Genomic DNA, 15,107 nt, shown 5'->3' with positions numbered 1-15,107 from the left:
CTAAGCCGTTTTTTTGTTATTTAATCATTAATATTCAAAAAGTTTCATTGATACTACTGAATTATTTGCAAGCAAGAATATAATATCACCTGTTGAATCAACTAATGCATAATTAATATCTTTTTCCATATTAAATTCAAATACTTTATTTAAATTAGTGCTATTCCATACTTCAACTTTCCCATTTTTCCCAGAAACTATAAAATACTTTTTTAATAATGATGGAGAAACATTATATACTCCATCAAAAGATTGGAATGAAGTCAATATACTTCCATCATCAATATTAATTATAGATATCTTTCCAGTAAGTTGTGATGCTATTAAATACTTATCATTTTTTAAAAGTAATAGATCAGTAATCTCTCCATCAAATTTTGTATTCCAAATAATTTTTCCATTAAATTTATCAATCTTAGTAATATTACCGTTTTTCATTGAAACATATATAGCTCTATCATTAACACTTATTTTAGTTATTTGTTCTTTTAAATCAGCTAATAATTTACTTTCCGTTCCTGTTACTGTATATAATTGACCATTTTCTAAAGCTACATATAACACTTTGTTCTTTGTAGTTAAATATGTAATACCACTCTTAAAATCAAACATATAATCTATCTTTTTTGTAGTTAAATTATATACATTTAAAATACCTTTTTCATCTCCAGAATAAAGTAATTGACTATCATCATCGAAAGCCAGTGAAGTAATTTTTGATTCATGACTATAATTTCCAAATCCCTCATTTGTCACAGCTGAAACAATAATTACCATTTTATCATTTCCATATGCCATTAAATTGTAATTACTTAATGCAAGTGATTTATTTATTATGTTAGTTTTTAATTCCCAATTTTTAAGTGGAGTACTCAAAATTGTTTCATTTTCTTTTGTTGAATTTATTATAATCATATCAATTTTACCATTATTATATGGATCAAAAGATATTTTTCTATCCTCTTTTTTATATTTACCATATAATACCTCATCCTTTGAAACAACTAACATTATGTCATCAGCAGGTAATTTTGCATATGTTAATACTGATTCTTTATCAATTTTATGATCACCAAATATGCTTGTAATTTCTATATTTTTATCATCACTACCTGTTATATTCCCAAAAAATTTCATCCCATTTTTTAAGATAAAATAAGTATATTTTTTTTCAGGATTTTCCATACCTCCTGAAAAACCAAATATTGAAGAATTTAATAAACTCAATGTACCATATCCCAAATCAAAAAAATAATAATCATTTACTTTTTTTAGAAAACTTTTATATTTGAATTCATAACCATTATACAATCTGAGAGTATATGGATTCTTAAATTCATATTTTGGATATGAAATACTTTTTATTACATTTAAGTCCAAAACTCCTTGACCTAATACAGGTATGTTTAGAAATAGTTGATTCTCTTTTGCTTCAAATATATTACCTTTAATTTCTGTATAATTATCTCCAAGCGTAATATCAAAATTTTGCGGTTGTTCTTTTCTAAACCATTCTATATTAGGAACATCAGGATTAGCAAAATTGACAAACTTCAATTTCGAAACATCATTTAATATTAATTCACCTATATTCATTTGAATATTTGCTGTTGTTGAAGAATAGGATGTGAGTTTCCCAGAAAATATTTTATCATCAACTATTACTCCATAATCCGCAGTAGTTTTTTCATCAAATGAAATATACATAATATTACTTTCTTGAACATTTAAAATTTGATTAAATAACTTAACTTTAACTGTATCATCTTTAATTTCAATAACCTCAACTTTAACTGTATTTCCGTCTATAGATTTCATTAAAGCTGCAAATGAAAAAGAATATAAGATAATGGATAATAAAAATAAAGTGAAAATTTTTTTCATAACCTTCCTCCTCTCAAAACTTTATTTATTTTATTAATTTTATTATATAATATCCGAAAGCTATTGAAAATACTTGTATAATAAGGGCATTTTCAAGATAATTGAGTTTTATAGAAAACTCTTTTGTTTTTAATTTTGATATAAGAAAAGCGGCAATTAAAGAAAATATAGAAATGGTTAAATCAATTAAAGTAAAGTGTAACGGCAAATAATTTATTAAAGGTATTATAGGTACTATCAAAATTAAATAATAATATTTTTTAGTAAGTTTCAAAGAACTAATTAGTTTTATCGAATAAAAAGCTGTTGTAAATGCTGAAATATATAATAATATCTTCAATTCACCGTGTAACCTAATACCTTCTTTTAAAAAGAACGTATGCGTAGGAAATATTCCTGATAATCCAAAAATGCTAAACATGGCTAACATTTTATTTATATCATAATTTTTTACGGTTTTTAATAAATTCAAATTTCGATATCCTGTCTTTTCATATATTCGACCAATATTATAAAATGCTAAAGATTTATATATCATATGTAAAATAAAAAAAGGTATAAATAATTCTTTTTTTTCTGCAATAATAATCATCGCCAACCCCATTTGAGAAATACTAGAGTAAGCTAAAATACGTTTCGAATCATTTTCAAAAAAAGCTATTATACCACCTATTATTAATGAAAAAAATCCATACAATAAAAGTAATTCTTTTGCTTCATTATAAAAACCATCATATAAACAAAATGAATATAAAACATATGTTCCTATAGGAGAGACATATCCAGATAATACCGCTGATATTTCAGAAGAAGCTTCGGAATATGCATTTGGAAGCCAGGCAGCTAAAAAAATCATACCACTTTTAACTAACAATCCTGTTACAATAAAAGAAACAGCTAAAGGATTAGGCTCCTTTGAAAAAGCTATATGTAAATTCAAACTTCCTGTTTGAGCGTAAATAAGACCAACTCCTAATAAATAAAAATTTAATCCTATATAACTTAAAAACATATATTTTAAACTTGCCCAAATTCTTTTTTCTTTTCTTCCCATTCCGATAAGTAAAAAAGCAGAAATTGAAATTAATTCCAAATGAACATATGTATTAAAAAAATCTTCCGAAGTCAAAATACCTATTAATGTACCATTTATTATTAACCATAATGATGTAAAAATATTATTATGTCTTCTTGATGAACGCCAATATATTATTAACATCATGATGTTAAAAAAGAAGGATACTATATACATCTCTTTAGGAAAGTGTATTTCTATTCCATTTAATCTATTCCAACCACCTGGAAATATCCTTTCTTCTCCCCCCCAAAAAGCTAAATATATATTTAATGTCATTAATATAGCATATGAAATATAACCTATTTTTCTATGATACTTATTAAAAATATAAGCCATTATGCCAAAAGATATAGGAATCAAAATTAAAAGCATTGCCATTATTTTTCTAACCCCTCTTCAATGACTTTAACATCATGAGTTTTATATTTTTCAGCTAATATCATAATATAAACCAAAGATAAAGAAACAGTTGCAAATCCTATAACTATAACAGTTAACAAAAATGAATGAGCTAAAGGATCTGCATTGTTTTTTATTGTATTTGATACTATAATAGGAATATTTTTATCATATGCTAAAAAAATAAAAAAGAGCAATATTCCTGATTGAAAAATAGTTAGAAAAAATAATTTCATTATTAAATCTTTTTTTATTATGATCCCCAATAATCCCAAAAATATAATAATGAAAGAATAAAGAAAATAAAATCTCACTATAATAACCCCCTATGTTTTATAAATTGATAAAGTATGGTCCAAGAACCTCCAAATACCTCAAAAGCTATAAAAGAGTTTAACATAACGGCACTACCACCACTGAATATACTACCAGGGGTTAATTTCGGAAAAAAATTAATAAAATATTCTCCAAAAAAAATTTTTCCTATAAGAGCATAAATAATAATAAGCATTGGTATAAAAACCTTTATTTCTTCTATTTTAGATTTTTCAAAAACCTCTTCGATTTCCTCATATTTTTTTATTATAGCTAAAGATAAAACTCCTGTTCCAAAAATGATACCTGAATTAAATCCGCCACCTGGATATAAATGACCAGTTAAGATATTATAAAATCCAAGTAATAAAGTTATAGGAAACATAACAGGAGCAAATACTTTTAAAATAATAGAAGGTTCTGTAAATTCATATTTGCTTGTTTGGAAGAACTTCATGAAATAAGAAATACCAATAATCGTTACTGTAAATACTAGAATTTCAAAAAAAGTGTCATAAAATCTATAATCTAACACAATGGCTGAAACCATGTTTAATGATCCATTTTCCTTCAATATATTTATATTATAGTTATTATTTTTTATTATATCTTTAGGCATTTCTAAAATCATTATAATGAAAAGTTGTGATAATATAATTATAGAAATTACAAGCTTTTTCATCCAATATTCCTCCGAACTATATTTTCATATTCCTTAGATGTAATAAAATTTTTTAAGAAACGATTAAAATCATCCCTTAATGCTTTATTCTTATGATTAAATAACATTCTATAACCACTTATAGAAACTTCTTTTACGTTAACATCAATTTCTTTTCTAAATAATGCCTTTAATCTCAAATAATCAATGAAATTTTTTCTTTCATTTGATATAATTATAGATTTATATTTTTCATCAATAGGATCATTATATTCAAATAATTTTGTGGGCAAATATGATTCAGAATATAGACATTTGCAATTATTGTTTTCCATCACAACTATACCACCTACATAAATATCATATTCCTCATTTTCAATAATTTTATATATTTCACTCTTATTAACAGGTATATATTCAATATCAAAAAAAGAGTTTTTAGAAAAATTTTCTAATAATTCATTTTCAAAACCTTTTAAATCACCATCAGAATCATCGAAAAGATATGGTGTTTTAACATAAGCAACCTTTATCTTAGATCTTGTTTTTATGGCAATTATATATACAAATATCATAAACGCAGATCCAATTGTCATTTGAACAGCTGCAACATCTGGTGCATTAAACATAAAAAAGATACCCGATAAAATTGTTCCAAAAGCAGCATATACTAAAATAGCATTTATATATTTTTTTACAAAGAACATCATTATTACTAGTATTATTAATAAAAAAAATAGAAAATTTTCAATCATTATCTCTCACCTTAAACCCACTTTGAGCAGCACTATGTGCAATTGCATGAGATAAAACAGGTCCAATTAATAGAATTAATATACCTATTATTAACAATCTAAATATCTCACTTTGTATTTTCAATGCTAATCCTATTAATACAGTAAAAATACCAACTGTATCAGAAATACCTCCAAATTGTATTCTTGTATATAAATCTTTTTGATTTAACATACCTATGCTTCCTAAAAGTATTAAAATCCCACCTACTACTATTAGAATATCACTAATCATTTTTTTTACTCCTCTCTAAAAAACGAGATATAATAACAACTCCCCATAAATTTAAAACCAAAAATATTATTATTATATCAATCATTACATAGAAACCTTTAGTTATAGCGTATACTAAAGATAATAGAGATATTTTAGAAGATATTGAAGCAAATGCTAAAACTCGATCCCATGCTGTGGGACCGAGAATTAATTTGATTATCATCAAAATTAAAGATACTAATATTAACGTATTTAATATTGTATAAATCAAAATAAATCACCTTTCCATACACCTTCATAAGAATGTGCTTTTTCGGGTGTTTTTTCTATTCTGTGAATAATAAGATGATTATTTTCCTCCAACAAAAACATTGTTCCAGGGGTTAAAGTAATACAATTAGCAATAGCTGTTTTCTCAGAATTGGTTTTATTTTCCACATTAACAGGAACTAATCCACAGTAGCTTTTTGTAAATAAATATCTTAGTGTTTTAAATGTCATTTTATACATATCTAAAACTTTCCCTATTGTAGAAATAAATAATTCTACAAATCCTTTTATTTCAGATTTTATAAAAAACTCTGAAACTTTAACTATTAATATAGTTATTATAATTCCTGAAATGATAGAAAAATCATTTACTGAGCCGAGAAACCCTAGCCACAAGAGAAAGATAAATATATAAATCATTATTTATCATAACTCTCCATTAATTTAATAATTTCATTTATAGTTTCATTTTCTAATTCAGCTAAATTATCAGATTTTTTGCTGAATCCTGCTGCTCTAGGATGTCCTCCACCACCAAATGTTACTGCAACCTTTGATACATCGAACCATTCTTTTGATCTCATACTAACATGATACAATCCTGGCTCCCCTTCAGTAAAAGTAACAGCCACTTCTACTCCTTTTATAGATCTTAACTCTCCAACAAAAGAAGGAGAATCTTTTGGAGCAATATTATATTTCTTTAACATATCAAGAGTTATATGAGAATAGGCTATAGTATTTTCTCTTTCTAATTTCATTACATCTAAAAAATCCTTGTATAATTTCAAATTTTCCAATGGTCTATTCTCTAAAATCATATTACTTATTAATCCTATTTTACCGCCTTTTTTTACTAACCATGCCACATCTTCAAATACTGTAGAATCCGTATTGGAATATCTAAAAAATCCTGTATCTGTTGCAATTCCCAATAAATTAGCAGTTGCTAAATCTTCGTCATATTCCACTTCTAACATTTTATTTAATCTCAAAATCATCTGAGCAGCTGCTCCAAATTTATCTACCCAATTAATATTTCCAAAGTATGTATTTGTTGCGTGATGATCTATTACTACACTTCTAGTAAATTTAAAATGATCATATACTCTTCCTATTCTATCTGGTGACGATGCATCCACAGATATTATTAATTCTGCTGGAAATTTACTTACACAATCATAAGATTTTATTTTGTCTTTTATAAAAGGAAATTCTTCTAAATATCCCGGAATTTGATCATCTATTACTCCTCTAACATTTTTCCCAATTTTTTCTAATGCCATTGTAAGTGTTAAAACTGAACTAACGTCATCACCATCTGGCATTACATGTCCAACCACAATAATATTTTTTACTTTTTTTATTTCGCCAACAATTGCTTCTAAAGTTCTAACCATTTTTTTCACTCCTTAATCTAAAATGTTTTTATAGCTATTTTAACCACTTTAGCAAATTTATATTTTATCCTTTCTGCAACTTCCATAACCTCTTTATGGTTTAAAGGTTGATGTAATATTCCTGCTGCCATATTAGTAACAGCTGAAAAGGCTACGGCTTTTATTCCACAATGATTAGCAGCTATAATTTCAGGCATTGTAAACATTCCAACAAGATCACCTTCAAATTTTTCTAACATTTTTATTTCAGCTGGTGTTTCATAAGATGGACCCATCATCCAACAATAAGTACCTTCACTGATTTTTATCCTTTTTTCCTCAGCTTTTTCTTCTATTCTTTTTAGCCATTTTCTATCTATCGGTTTAGCCATAGCTGGAAATCTTGGTCCTAATTCATCTAGATTTGGGCCAATTAATGGATTTTTCATTGCAAAATTAATAAAATCAGCATTTGCAACAATATCTCCAGGATTTAAAGTTCTATTAACTCCTCCAGCTGCATTGGTAAGAATTAAACCTTCTACACCTAATTCTTTAAATACATAAATCGGAAAAATCAATTTGCTTAATTGATGACCTTCATATGCGTGAAATCTTCCTTTTAAAGTTACCACTGGTTTTCCTTCCAACATTCCAATTACCATTTTACCCTCATGGCCAGTTACAGTAGATTGTGGGAAATGTGGGATATTTTTGTAATCAATAATTATAGGGTCTTCAATTTCATCTGCTATATATCCAAGACCTGACCCTAATATTAATCCGATTAAAGGTTTAATATCAATTTTAGAAGTTATATACTCTGTAGCTTCTTTTATTTTGTTATACATTTTCATTCCTCCTTTTCACTTCTCTTTATTTAGATTTTATCACAAAATCATCTTAAATTTACTATTTTAAAAATTTTTTGGTATAATTTTCAATAAAGAAAATTTTTTGAGGAGGTGAAAATATGATAAAAAATGAAAAAATTTTCGATTTTTCAAATGAATTAGATTCTAAAACTCCAACTCCTGGCGGAGGTGCTTTAGCTGCTGTTTGTGGATCACTTGCTGCATCTTTAGGAGGAATGGTTTCTAGATATTCAATAAATAAAAAAGGATTAGAAGATTATGAAAAAATAATAGAAGAAGCTTTAGAAAATTTTATCGTATGTAAAGAAAGATTATTAGAATTAGCAGATGATGATGTTAATGCATATAATAAATTCAGAGAGGCTTCAAAATCAAAAGACCCACAAAAAATAGAATCAGCAACCAAAAACAGTATAGAAACCGCTTATAAAATCGCAAAATGCGGTTATAATATATTAAATAATACTTATGTTATAGCAAAATATGGTAATCAAAATTTGTTATCTGATGCTATTATTACTGGATATTATGCTTGGGCAACTATGCAATCTGGCTTAACTCTGGTAAAAGATAATCTAAATTATTTAAAAGATGATGAATACAAGAAAACCTTTCTAGAAAATATTAAAGAATTCATCATTGAAACTGATAATTTAATAAGTAAAATTAGAAGTTTAAGTGATGAAAAAAATCATAATTATAGGAGGATATTTGATGTTTGATAAATTACCATTAAAGTATGAATTATTACACAAAGATAAAAATTCAAATGCCCGAAGAGGTAGAATCCATACTCCAAGAGGAATTATTGAAACTCCAGTTTTCATGCCAGTTGGAACAAATGGTACAGTTAAATCACTGAAAAATTCTGATTTAAAAGATATTGAGGCAGAAATAATCCTAGGAAATGCTTTTCATTTATTTTTAAGACCTGGTTTAGATGTTTTAAGAAATGTCGGTGGTCTTCATAATTTCATAAATTGGGATAGACCTATTTTAACCGATAGTGGTGGATTTCAGGTATTTTCATTAAGAGATAGAAAAATTTCTGATGAGGGAGTATTATTCAGATCACCACTTGATGGTTCAAAAATAATGATGACACCAGAATTATCTATGGAAATCCAAATGACTATTGGTTCTAATATTGCAATGGCTTTTGATGAATGTGTCGAAGCTGGTGCTGAAAGAAAATATGTTGAAGAATCTGTTGATAGAACCTATGAATGGGCAAAAAGGTCATTTGCTGCTCACACTAAAAAAGATCAAGCTTTATTTGGTATTGTCCAGGGAGGTTTTCATGAGGATTTGAGGGATAGAAGTTTAAAACAAATTACCTCTATTGATTTTGATGGTTTTGCATTAGGTGGATTATCTGTTGGAGAACATTATTCTGAAACTGAAAGAATATTAAAACATTCAGGACCAAAACTTCCTGAAGATAAGCCCAGATATATTATGGGTATTGGAACCCCTTTAATTATTTTAATGTCTGTTGAAAATGGTATGGATATGTTTGATTGTGTTTTACCAACAAGAATGGGAAGACATGGAACTGCAATGACATGGGATGGAAAAGTTAATTTAAAGGCTGGAAAATGGAAATATTCTACAGAACCTATAGATAATAAGTGTGATTGTTATGCCTGTCAAAATCATACAAGAGGATATATACATCATCTTATTAGAAAAGACGAGATTTTAGGAAAAATTTTATTAAGCATTCATAATTTGAGATTTTTAATTAATTTTGTAAAAGAAGTTAGAAAAGCTATTGAAGAAGATAGATTTGTAGAATTCAAAGAAGAATTTCTTTCAAATCCGAATAATGTTTATTAAAAATCATTATTATTGATAATATAATACCTCCAAAGTAGACAGTGTAATTAATAAAAATACACTGAACTACAAAGGGGGTTTTTTTAATTATTTTATTTTTTCCCAAATATCTTCATTTTCAAAAGTTATTTCTAATATTTCACCTTTTACAATTTTCAATGATAGCTCATTTTTATTATATACCTTTTAAGAAAAATAAAAAAACCGAAGCTAAGCCTCGGTTTTTAATCCAATATATGTAATTAATGCATTTATTAATAATACAATGAAAGAAACAAAAAATACCGTATTATATGAAAATTTATAGGCTATATATCCTGATAATGCTGGAGTAAATATCTTCGAAAATAAATTTAATCCATTAAAAAAACCTTCCCATCTTCCAAAATTAATAGGTGCATATTCTTGTTTTAAAGGTTCTTTTGAAGAAAACCATAAAGTAAATCCGACAGCCAAAATCACATGAGACAAATAAAAAGTAATCCAACCTTTAAATAAGAGTGCAACATAAAAAAATGACATTATTAAAGTACCTAAAATTAGTCTATTTTCATTGTTTAATTTTACATATTTTCTCCAAAATATTGAACTTAAAACTGTTAATGAAAAAATAATTTCATAAATAATCATAACCTTTGAATCGCCATTTAATCTTTCTTTTACATAATATGATATTATTAAATAACTTCCAAAGCCAAAATTCGCAAAAAATATTATTTGATTAGCCAATACAGTTAAATATTTTCTTAAATTTGATTTATGTATTTTGACATGTTCTTTATGTAATTCACTACCATTTTTCACAAAAGGTAGTTTTTTAATCATCAATATAGAATATAAAACATTTAATAAAAAAACAGAAATAAATACCATTTTATAAAAACTTAATGAGGTATTATTATAATCAATAAAAAACAACAAAGGTAAAAATAATAACACTTTTATACCTTCAGAAATTATTATTAAATATTTATAAAACTTTTCTCTTTGATATGGAGGAACTATAGCTCTTTCATACATACTAATCAAAGGAGAAAAAACATCAAAACTACCTATCAATATTTGAGCTATTAAGTAAGTAATAGAATTAAAAGCATAAGCTAATACTACATTACCTAAAGCAAACAAAATTCTTCCTAAGGCTAATCCATAATTTGGAGATTTTTTTTCAAAGTAATGGCCAAGTAAAAAAGTTAAAACCGCTTGAATTCCATAAACTGTAGAAAATATTATCCCTGCATCATATACACTTAACCCTAATTTATTTGCAAACATTGGAGATAATAATATTGTTATAAAAGAATAAGCCATTATTGAATTAGCAAAAAAATATCTTTTTAAATTCCTTTCCATATAATCACCTCAGTTATTTAGCTTTACGAATTATTATATCTTAAATTACATAAAAAATCAATAAAATTTAATTGTATTTTTTATTATTTATGATATAATTTTATTGATAAACATTTAACTGAATTTACAGAAATTATAAAGGAGGAGGTTGTATGGATAATAACATAATTTTATGGACTGGTGTTGGATTAGGATTAGTCGCATTATTGATTGGTGGTATCTTTTTATATCATACTTTAACTTATCCATTTAAACCACTTGATATTGATGGCGTGAAAATAGCAGAAATTCCAAAAGAAGCCGTTATTGAATTTAAAAAAGTTGGTAAAGGTGCAGAGTTGAAACAACTTCAAAAAGATGGGTTTTTGCTATATTTTGATGGAATAGCAGAAGGAGCTCCTGGAATGGGGTCTGTAATGTATAATCAAGCAGAACAAGATGCTAGAGAACAATTATCAAGATATTTAAATTCTGTCGTGACTGATTTTCAACAAAGAGCTCAAGGTGTGTTACAAAGTTCTTCTACAGGAACTGATAATGATAAAGTAGTTGCAGTTACAAATACCGTATTCAAAAATGTAAGTTCTAATTTTGCTAAGACAATTCAAACTGGTGCAGAAGTAGTAGCAAAATATTATGTTATGAAAGCTGGAAGAATTGAATATCATTCAGTATTAGTATATAATCCAAAAACTGCATTCTCATTATTACAACAACAATCATACTTAATAGAACAATTAGGAGATCAAGGAAAAGAATTTTATGAAAATTTAAACAAAGTATTAGAAGAAGCATTTAAAAACACACCATCAAAATAAGATAAAGATACTCATATAAAACAAAACCCCATCCCTAAATAAGGGATGGGGTTTATTAATTTAACAATTAATATTATATTATTCTTTTATCCAGTTATAAACTTCTTCTTTTGAAATTGTTGCCAAAGCAATATAATTATCTACTGCACCATAATAAATATAATATTGTTCTTTATATTCAACCATAGCATCAGAAAATACTACCATCGATACTCCACCGAATTTTTCTATGTTTTTTCTAGTTTTAATCCAATTTTTATTTTATTAAATCATCTATATATATTCGTTTTTCACCATTTGACTTTATTTCAGCTTCAATAAAAGCTAAATCTTTTAATGCTTCTTCTGCATTACCCAGATTATTTTCTTTACCATTTATAACTTCATAAAAATTATCTTTTTTAATGCTTTTTCAATAAATTCATAATTTAATTGTACAGGTAATACTAAATCAACAGCCTCTACATTATCTAACAATTCATCATATGAATTATAAATCTTAGGATTATTATTTAAATATTTAGAAAATTTAACTGCCTTTTCCTTTGTCCTATTATATAACGCAACAACTTCAAATTTATCCTTTAATTCTAATAATCCAGGCAAATGTAAATCTCTAGCCGCTATTCCGGTTCCAACAATATCCAATTTAATTTTTTTCATAATTTCACATTCTTGAAAATATTCTACCATAAAATCAATAATATGAAAATAAAAAGAAAAAAAATAAATAAAGTATAATTTTTTTATTATGAAATTTTTACATATAATCGAAATTAATTTATTCTAATATTCTCTAAGAACATATAATGATGTAATATTAGGTTTTGATATAAATATTAAGTATGTTTTAATTGAATTGGTAACGTTACCGATAACGTTACCAAAATAATAATTCATTATAAAGGTGATGGTAAAATGAAAAAAAGATATATAACAATAAAAGATATTGCAAAAGCTGCAAATGTTTCTATAAATACAGTTTCAAGAGCTTTAAACAATAAACCTGATATAAATGCAAAAACCAAAGAAAAAGTTCTAAAAATAGCAGAAGAGTTAGGATATGTAAAAAACATTACAGCGAGTTCTTTAAGAAATAGAAAATCTAAAACTATAGGAGTAATTTTTAAAGATATTACTAATCCATTTTTTGTAGAAGTTTTAAAAGGTATTGAAAAAGCAACTAAAGAAAATGATTATAGTTTAATATTAATGGATATTGAAAAAGATTATGAGTTAGAGAAAAAAGCTATACAAATTATGGCAGAAAAAAGAGTTGATGGTATTTTAATTAGTCCTGTTAGAAAAGAAAAGAAAAAGTTTAATAAAATTATGAATTTAAATATTCCGTATGTTATTATAGGCGATCACTTTGAAGAAATGAATGCTGATGAAATTTATGCAAATGACTTAAAAGGTGGATATTTGGCAACAAAACATCTTATTGAAAGAGGTAGAAAAAAGATTGTTTTTTTAAATGTAAAAAATCATAATTTTGTTTCTCAATCTCGACTGCAAGGGTATAAAAAAGCTCTAAAAGAAGCAAAAATTAGGATTAATAATAAAATAATATTTGATATAAAAGAAGATGTTAATGATGCATATAAGAAAATTTTAGAAATACTAGAAAATGGGTTAAGTTTTGATTCTATTTTTTGTTTTAATGATATTTTAGCTTATGGGGCAATAAAGGCTTTAAGAGAAAAAGGAATAGAAATACCAAAAGAAATTATGGTTGTTGGATATGATGACATTATATATTCTTCTATTATAGACTTAACAACTATAAGAATTCCAAAGTTTGAACTAGGGTATAAAGCTTTTCATATTTTATTTGATAAGATGAATCATAAAGTAAATAAACGAACAAAAATTGTTTTAGATGTAGAGTTAATAGAAAGAAAAACAACATGAAAAATATTCTTAAGTGGGAGGTGTATGTATGAAAAGGTTAGTATTTGGTTTAATTGCTCTTTTATTGGTAGTTTCAAGTGTTTTTGCAGCATCAAATGATTTAGAAATTTTTAGTTGGTGGACTGGTGGGGGAGAAGAAGAAGGATTAATGGCATTATTTGCTAAGTTTAATCAATACTATCCTAACATCAATATAATCAATGCTGCAGTTGCTGGTGGTGCTGGAACAAATGCTAAAGCTGTTTTAAAAACAAGAATGTTAGGCGGTAATCCTCCAGATTCATTCCAGGTACATGCAGGTATGGAATTAACAGATACATATGTTATTCCTGGTTTAATGGAACCTTTAACAAACTATTTGAAAGAATGGGGAGTATATGACAAATTCCCTAAAGATGTTATGAAAATCGTTAGTTATCAAGGAGAAGTATATTCAATACCAGTAAACGTTCATAGAGGTAATGTTGTATTTTATAACAAAAAAATATTTAGAAAACTAGGATTAACAAAAGAACCAACAACATGGGCAGAATTTTTCGCAGCAATGAAAAAGGCTCAAGAAGCCGGTTATATTCCTTTAGCATTAGGAGATAAAAATAAATGGACATTAACGCACTTATTTGAAAATATTATGCTCTCCATGTTTGGTCCAGAAAATTATAAAGGATTATTCAATGGAAGCGTATCATTTAATTCACCAGAAATGGAATTATCCTTAGTATTATTAGAAAGATTAATCCCTTACTTTAATAGAGACCATTCGGCATTAACATGGCAGGATGCTGGAAGGTTAGTATTTGAAGGAAAAGCTTTATTCAACGTAATGGGCGATTGGGAAGAAGGATATTTCAAAACTTTAGGTTGGAAACCAGGCATTGATTTTGGTTGGTTTGCATTGCCTGGAACATCTAATGCATTTATGTTTATTTCTGATACATTCGGTTTACCAAAAGGAGCTCCACATAGAGATAATGCTCTAAAATGGCTAAAATTCATTTCAACCAAGGAAGCTCAGGATATATTTAATCCTATAAAAGGATCAATACCAGCTAGGATTGATGCAGATAAATCGAAATATGATATATATTTAACCTGGTCAATGAACGATTTTACTAAAGTGCCTGTTGTTCCATCAATTATTCATGGTTCTGCAGCACCAGAGGGTTTTATCACGACTTTAAATGATACACTAAATAGATTTATTGTAAAGAAAAATGTATCAAATGCTTTAAGAGATATTCTTTGGGCAGCTGAAGATCAAGGATATTTGACAGAGTAATATAATACCCGGTTCTTAGAACCGGGTATTTA

The 15,107-nt window shown here is 26.5% G+C and carries 17 protein-coding genes and 1 pseudogene; 5 read left to right on the top strand and 13 right to left on the bottom strand.

Translation table 11 applies throughout. The annotated features are described in order from the left end of the window. Positions 1-27: 27 nt before the first annotated feature. The 10 genes from ACZ5CK_RS04495 to ACZ5CK_RS04450 are packed head-to-tail and all read right to left on the bottom strand — an operon-like array spanning position 28 to position 7,848. Positions 28-1,884: a WD40 repeat domain-containing protein gene (locus ACZ5CK_RS04495; protein ID WP_464582702.1), complete on the bottom strand. Its 1,857-nt coding sequence runs from the start codon at positions 1,882-1,884 to the stop codon at positions 28-30. A 25-nt stretch (positions 1,885-1,909) separates the two neighbouring features. Further along, positions 1,910-3,340, bottom strand: a complete 1,431-nt coding sequence (locus ACZ5CK_RS04490; protein WP_464582701.1) for a complex I subunit 5 family protein — start codon at positions 3,338-3,340, stop codon at positions 1,910-1,912. Then, on the bottom strand, positions 3,340-3,675 hold the full coding sequence (locus ACZ5CK_RS04485) for a cation:proton antiporter subunit C (protein ID WP_464582700.1): 336 nt from the start codon (positions 3,673-3,675) through the stop codon (positions 3,340-3,342). The genes ACZ5CK_RS04490 and ACZ5CK_RS04485 overlap by 1 nt, the downstream gene beginning before the upstream one ends. Continuing rightward, a complete protein-coding gene (locus ACZ5CK_RS04480) occupies positions 3,675-4,358 on the bottom strand; it encodes an MnhB domain-containing protein (protein ID WP_464582699.1) in 684 nt (227 codons plus the stop codon). Before ACZ5CK_RS04480 ends, ACZ5CK_RS04485 begins: the two co-directional genes overlap by 1 nt. After that, a complete protein-coding gene (locus tag ACZ5CK_RS04475) occupies positions 4,355-5,092 on the bottom strand; it encodes a transporter substrate-binding domain-containing protein (RefSeq protein ID WP_464582698.1) in 738 nt (245 codons plus the stop codon). The genes ACZ5CK_RS04480 and ACZ5CK_RS04475 overlap by 4 nt, the downstream gene beginning before the upstream one ends. Continuing rightward, the gene (locus ACZ5CK_RS04470; protein WP_464582697.1) at positions 5,085-5,366 is read right to left on the bottom strand and encodes a monovalent cation/H(+) antiporter subunit G; all 282 of its coding nucleotides are present in this window, start codon (positions 5,364-5,366) and stop codon (positions 5,085-5,087) included. The genes ACZ5CK_RS04475 and ACZ5CK_RS04470 overlap by 8 nt, the downstream gene beginning before the upstream one ends. Next, on the bottom strand, positions 5,359-5,619 hold the full coding sequence (locus ACZ5CK_RS04465; RefSeq protein WP_464582696.1) for a monovalent cation/H+ antiporter complex subunit F: 261 nt from the start codon (positions 5,617-5,619) through the stop codon (positions 5,359-5,361). The genes ACZ5CK_RS04470 and ACZ5CK_RS04465 overlap by 8 nt, the downstream gene beginning before the upstream one ends. Continuing rightward, a complete protein-coding gene (locus tag ACZ5CK_RS04460; protein ID WP_464582695.1) occupies positions 5,616-6,038 on the bottom strand; it encodes a Na+/H+ antiporter subunit E in 423 nt (140 codons plus the stop codon). Before ACZ5CK_RS04460 ends, ACZ5CK_RS04465 begins: the two co-directional genes overlap by 4 nt. Beyond that, on the bottom strand, positions 6,038-7,018 hold the full coding sequence (locus tag ACZ5CK_RS04455) for a DHH family phosphoesterase (RefSeq protein ID WP_464582694.1): 981 nt from the start codon (positions 7,016-7,018) through the stop codon (positions 6,038-6,040). Before ACZ5CK_RS04455 ends, ACZ5CK_RS04460 begins: the two co-directional genes overlap by 1 nt. Before the next feature lie 17 nt (positions 7,019-7,035). Beyond that, positions 7,036-7,848: a purine-nucleoside phosphorylase gene (locus ACZ5CK_RS04450; RefSeq protein WP_464582693.1), complete on the bottom strand. Its 813-nt coding sequence runs from the start codon at positions 7,846-7,848 to the stop codon at positions 7,036-7,038. A 122-nt stretch (positions 7,849-7,970) separates the two neighbouring features. On the opposite strand from ACZ5CK_RS04450, the gene ACZ5CK_RS04445 reads away from it, so the two are divergent. Together ACZ5CK_RS04445 and tgt are read left to right on the top strand one after the other, a co-directional pair. Then, positions 7,971-8,594, top strand: coding sequence for a cyclodeaminase/cyclohydrolase family protein (locus tag ACZ5CK_RS04445; RefSeq protein WP_464582692.1), 624 nt, complete (start codon positions 7,971-7,973; stop codon positions 8,592-8,594). Beyond that, complete coding sequence (gene tgt / locus ACZ5CK_RS04440) at positions 8,587-9,711, top strand: tRNA guanosine(34) transglycosylase Tgt (RefSeq protein ID WP_464582691.1); 1,125 nt, start codon at positions 8,587-8,589, stop codon at positions 9,709-9,711. The genes ACZ5CK_RS04445 and tgt overlap by 8 nt, the downstream gene beginning before the upstream one ends. Before the next feature lie 210 nt (positions 9,712-9,921). On the opposite strand, the gene ACZ5CK_RS04435 is transcribed toward tgt, so the two are convergent. Next, positions 9,922-11,064 carry an MFS transporter gene (locus ACZ5CK_RS04435; RefSeq protein ID WP_464582690.1) on the bottom strand — a complete coding sequence of 381 codons (1,143 nt, stop codon included), beginning with the start codon at positions 11,062-11,064 and terminating at the stop codon, positions 9,922-9,924. Positions 11,065-11,216: 152 nt separating this feature from the next. Here ACZ5CK_RS04435 and ACZ5CK_RS04430 point away from each other — a divergent pair, with 152 nt between their 5' ends. After that, complete coding sequence (locus ACZ5CK_RS04430; protein WP_464582689.1) at positions 11,217-11,882, top strand: hypothetical protein; 666 nt, start codon at positions 11,217-11,219, stop codon at positions 11,880-11,882. Between the two features lie 78 nt (positions 11,883-11,960). Here ACZ5CK_RS04430 and ACZ5CK_RS04425 read toward each other — a convergent pair. Continuing rightward, positions 11,961-12,110 (bottom strand): annotated as a pseudogene (locus ACZ5CK_RS04425) (glycoside hydrolase family 130 protein); the annotation flags it as partial. A 147-nt stretch (positions 12,111-12,257) separates the two neighbouring features. Next, positions 12,258-12,545, bottom strand: a complete 288-nt coding sequence (locus tag ACZ5CK_RS04420) for a Gfo/Idh/MocA family oxidoreductase (protein ID WP_464582688.1) — start codon at positions 12,543-12,545, stop codon at positions 12,258-12,260. 255 nt (positions 12,546-12,800) lie between these two features. Here ACZ5CK_RS04420 and ACZ5CK_RS04415 point away from each other — a divergent pair, with 255 nt between their 5' ends. Together ACZ5CK_RS04415 and ACZ5CK_RS04410 are read left to right on the top strand one after the other, a co-directional pair. Next, positions 12,801-13,796, top strand: coding sequence for a LacI family DNA-binding transcriptional regulator (locus ACZ5CK_RS04415; RefSeq protein WP_464582687.1), 996 nt, complete (start codon positions 12,801-12,803; stop codon positions 13,794-13,796). A 28-nt stretch (positions 13,797-13,824) separates the two neighbouring features. Next, positions 13,825-15,075 (top strand): ABC transporter substrate-binding protein, encoded by a 1,251-nt coding sequence (locus ACZ5CK_RS04410; RefSeq protein ID WP_464582686.1) that lies wholly within the window; start codon positions 13,825-13,827, stop codon positions 15,073-15,075. Positions 15,076-15,107 lie beyond the last annotated feature (32 nt).

The sequence above is a fragment of the Marinitoga okinawensis genome (assembly GCF_055387075.1).
Note: the sequence above shows the minus strand (reverse complement) of the source record. Positions and strands in the feature narration are given on the sequence as shown.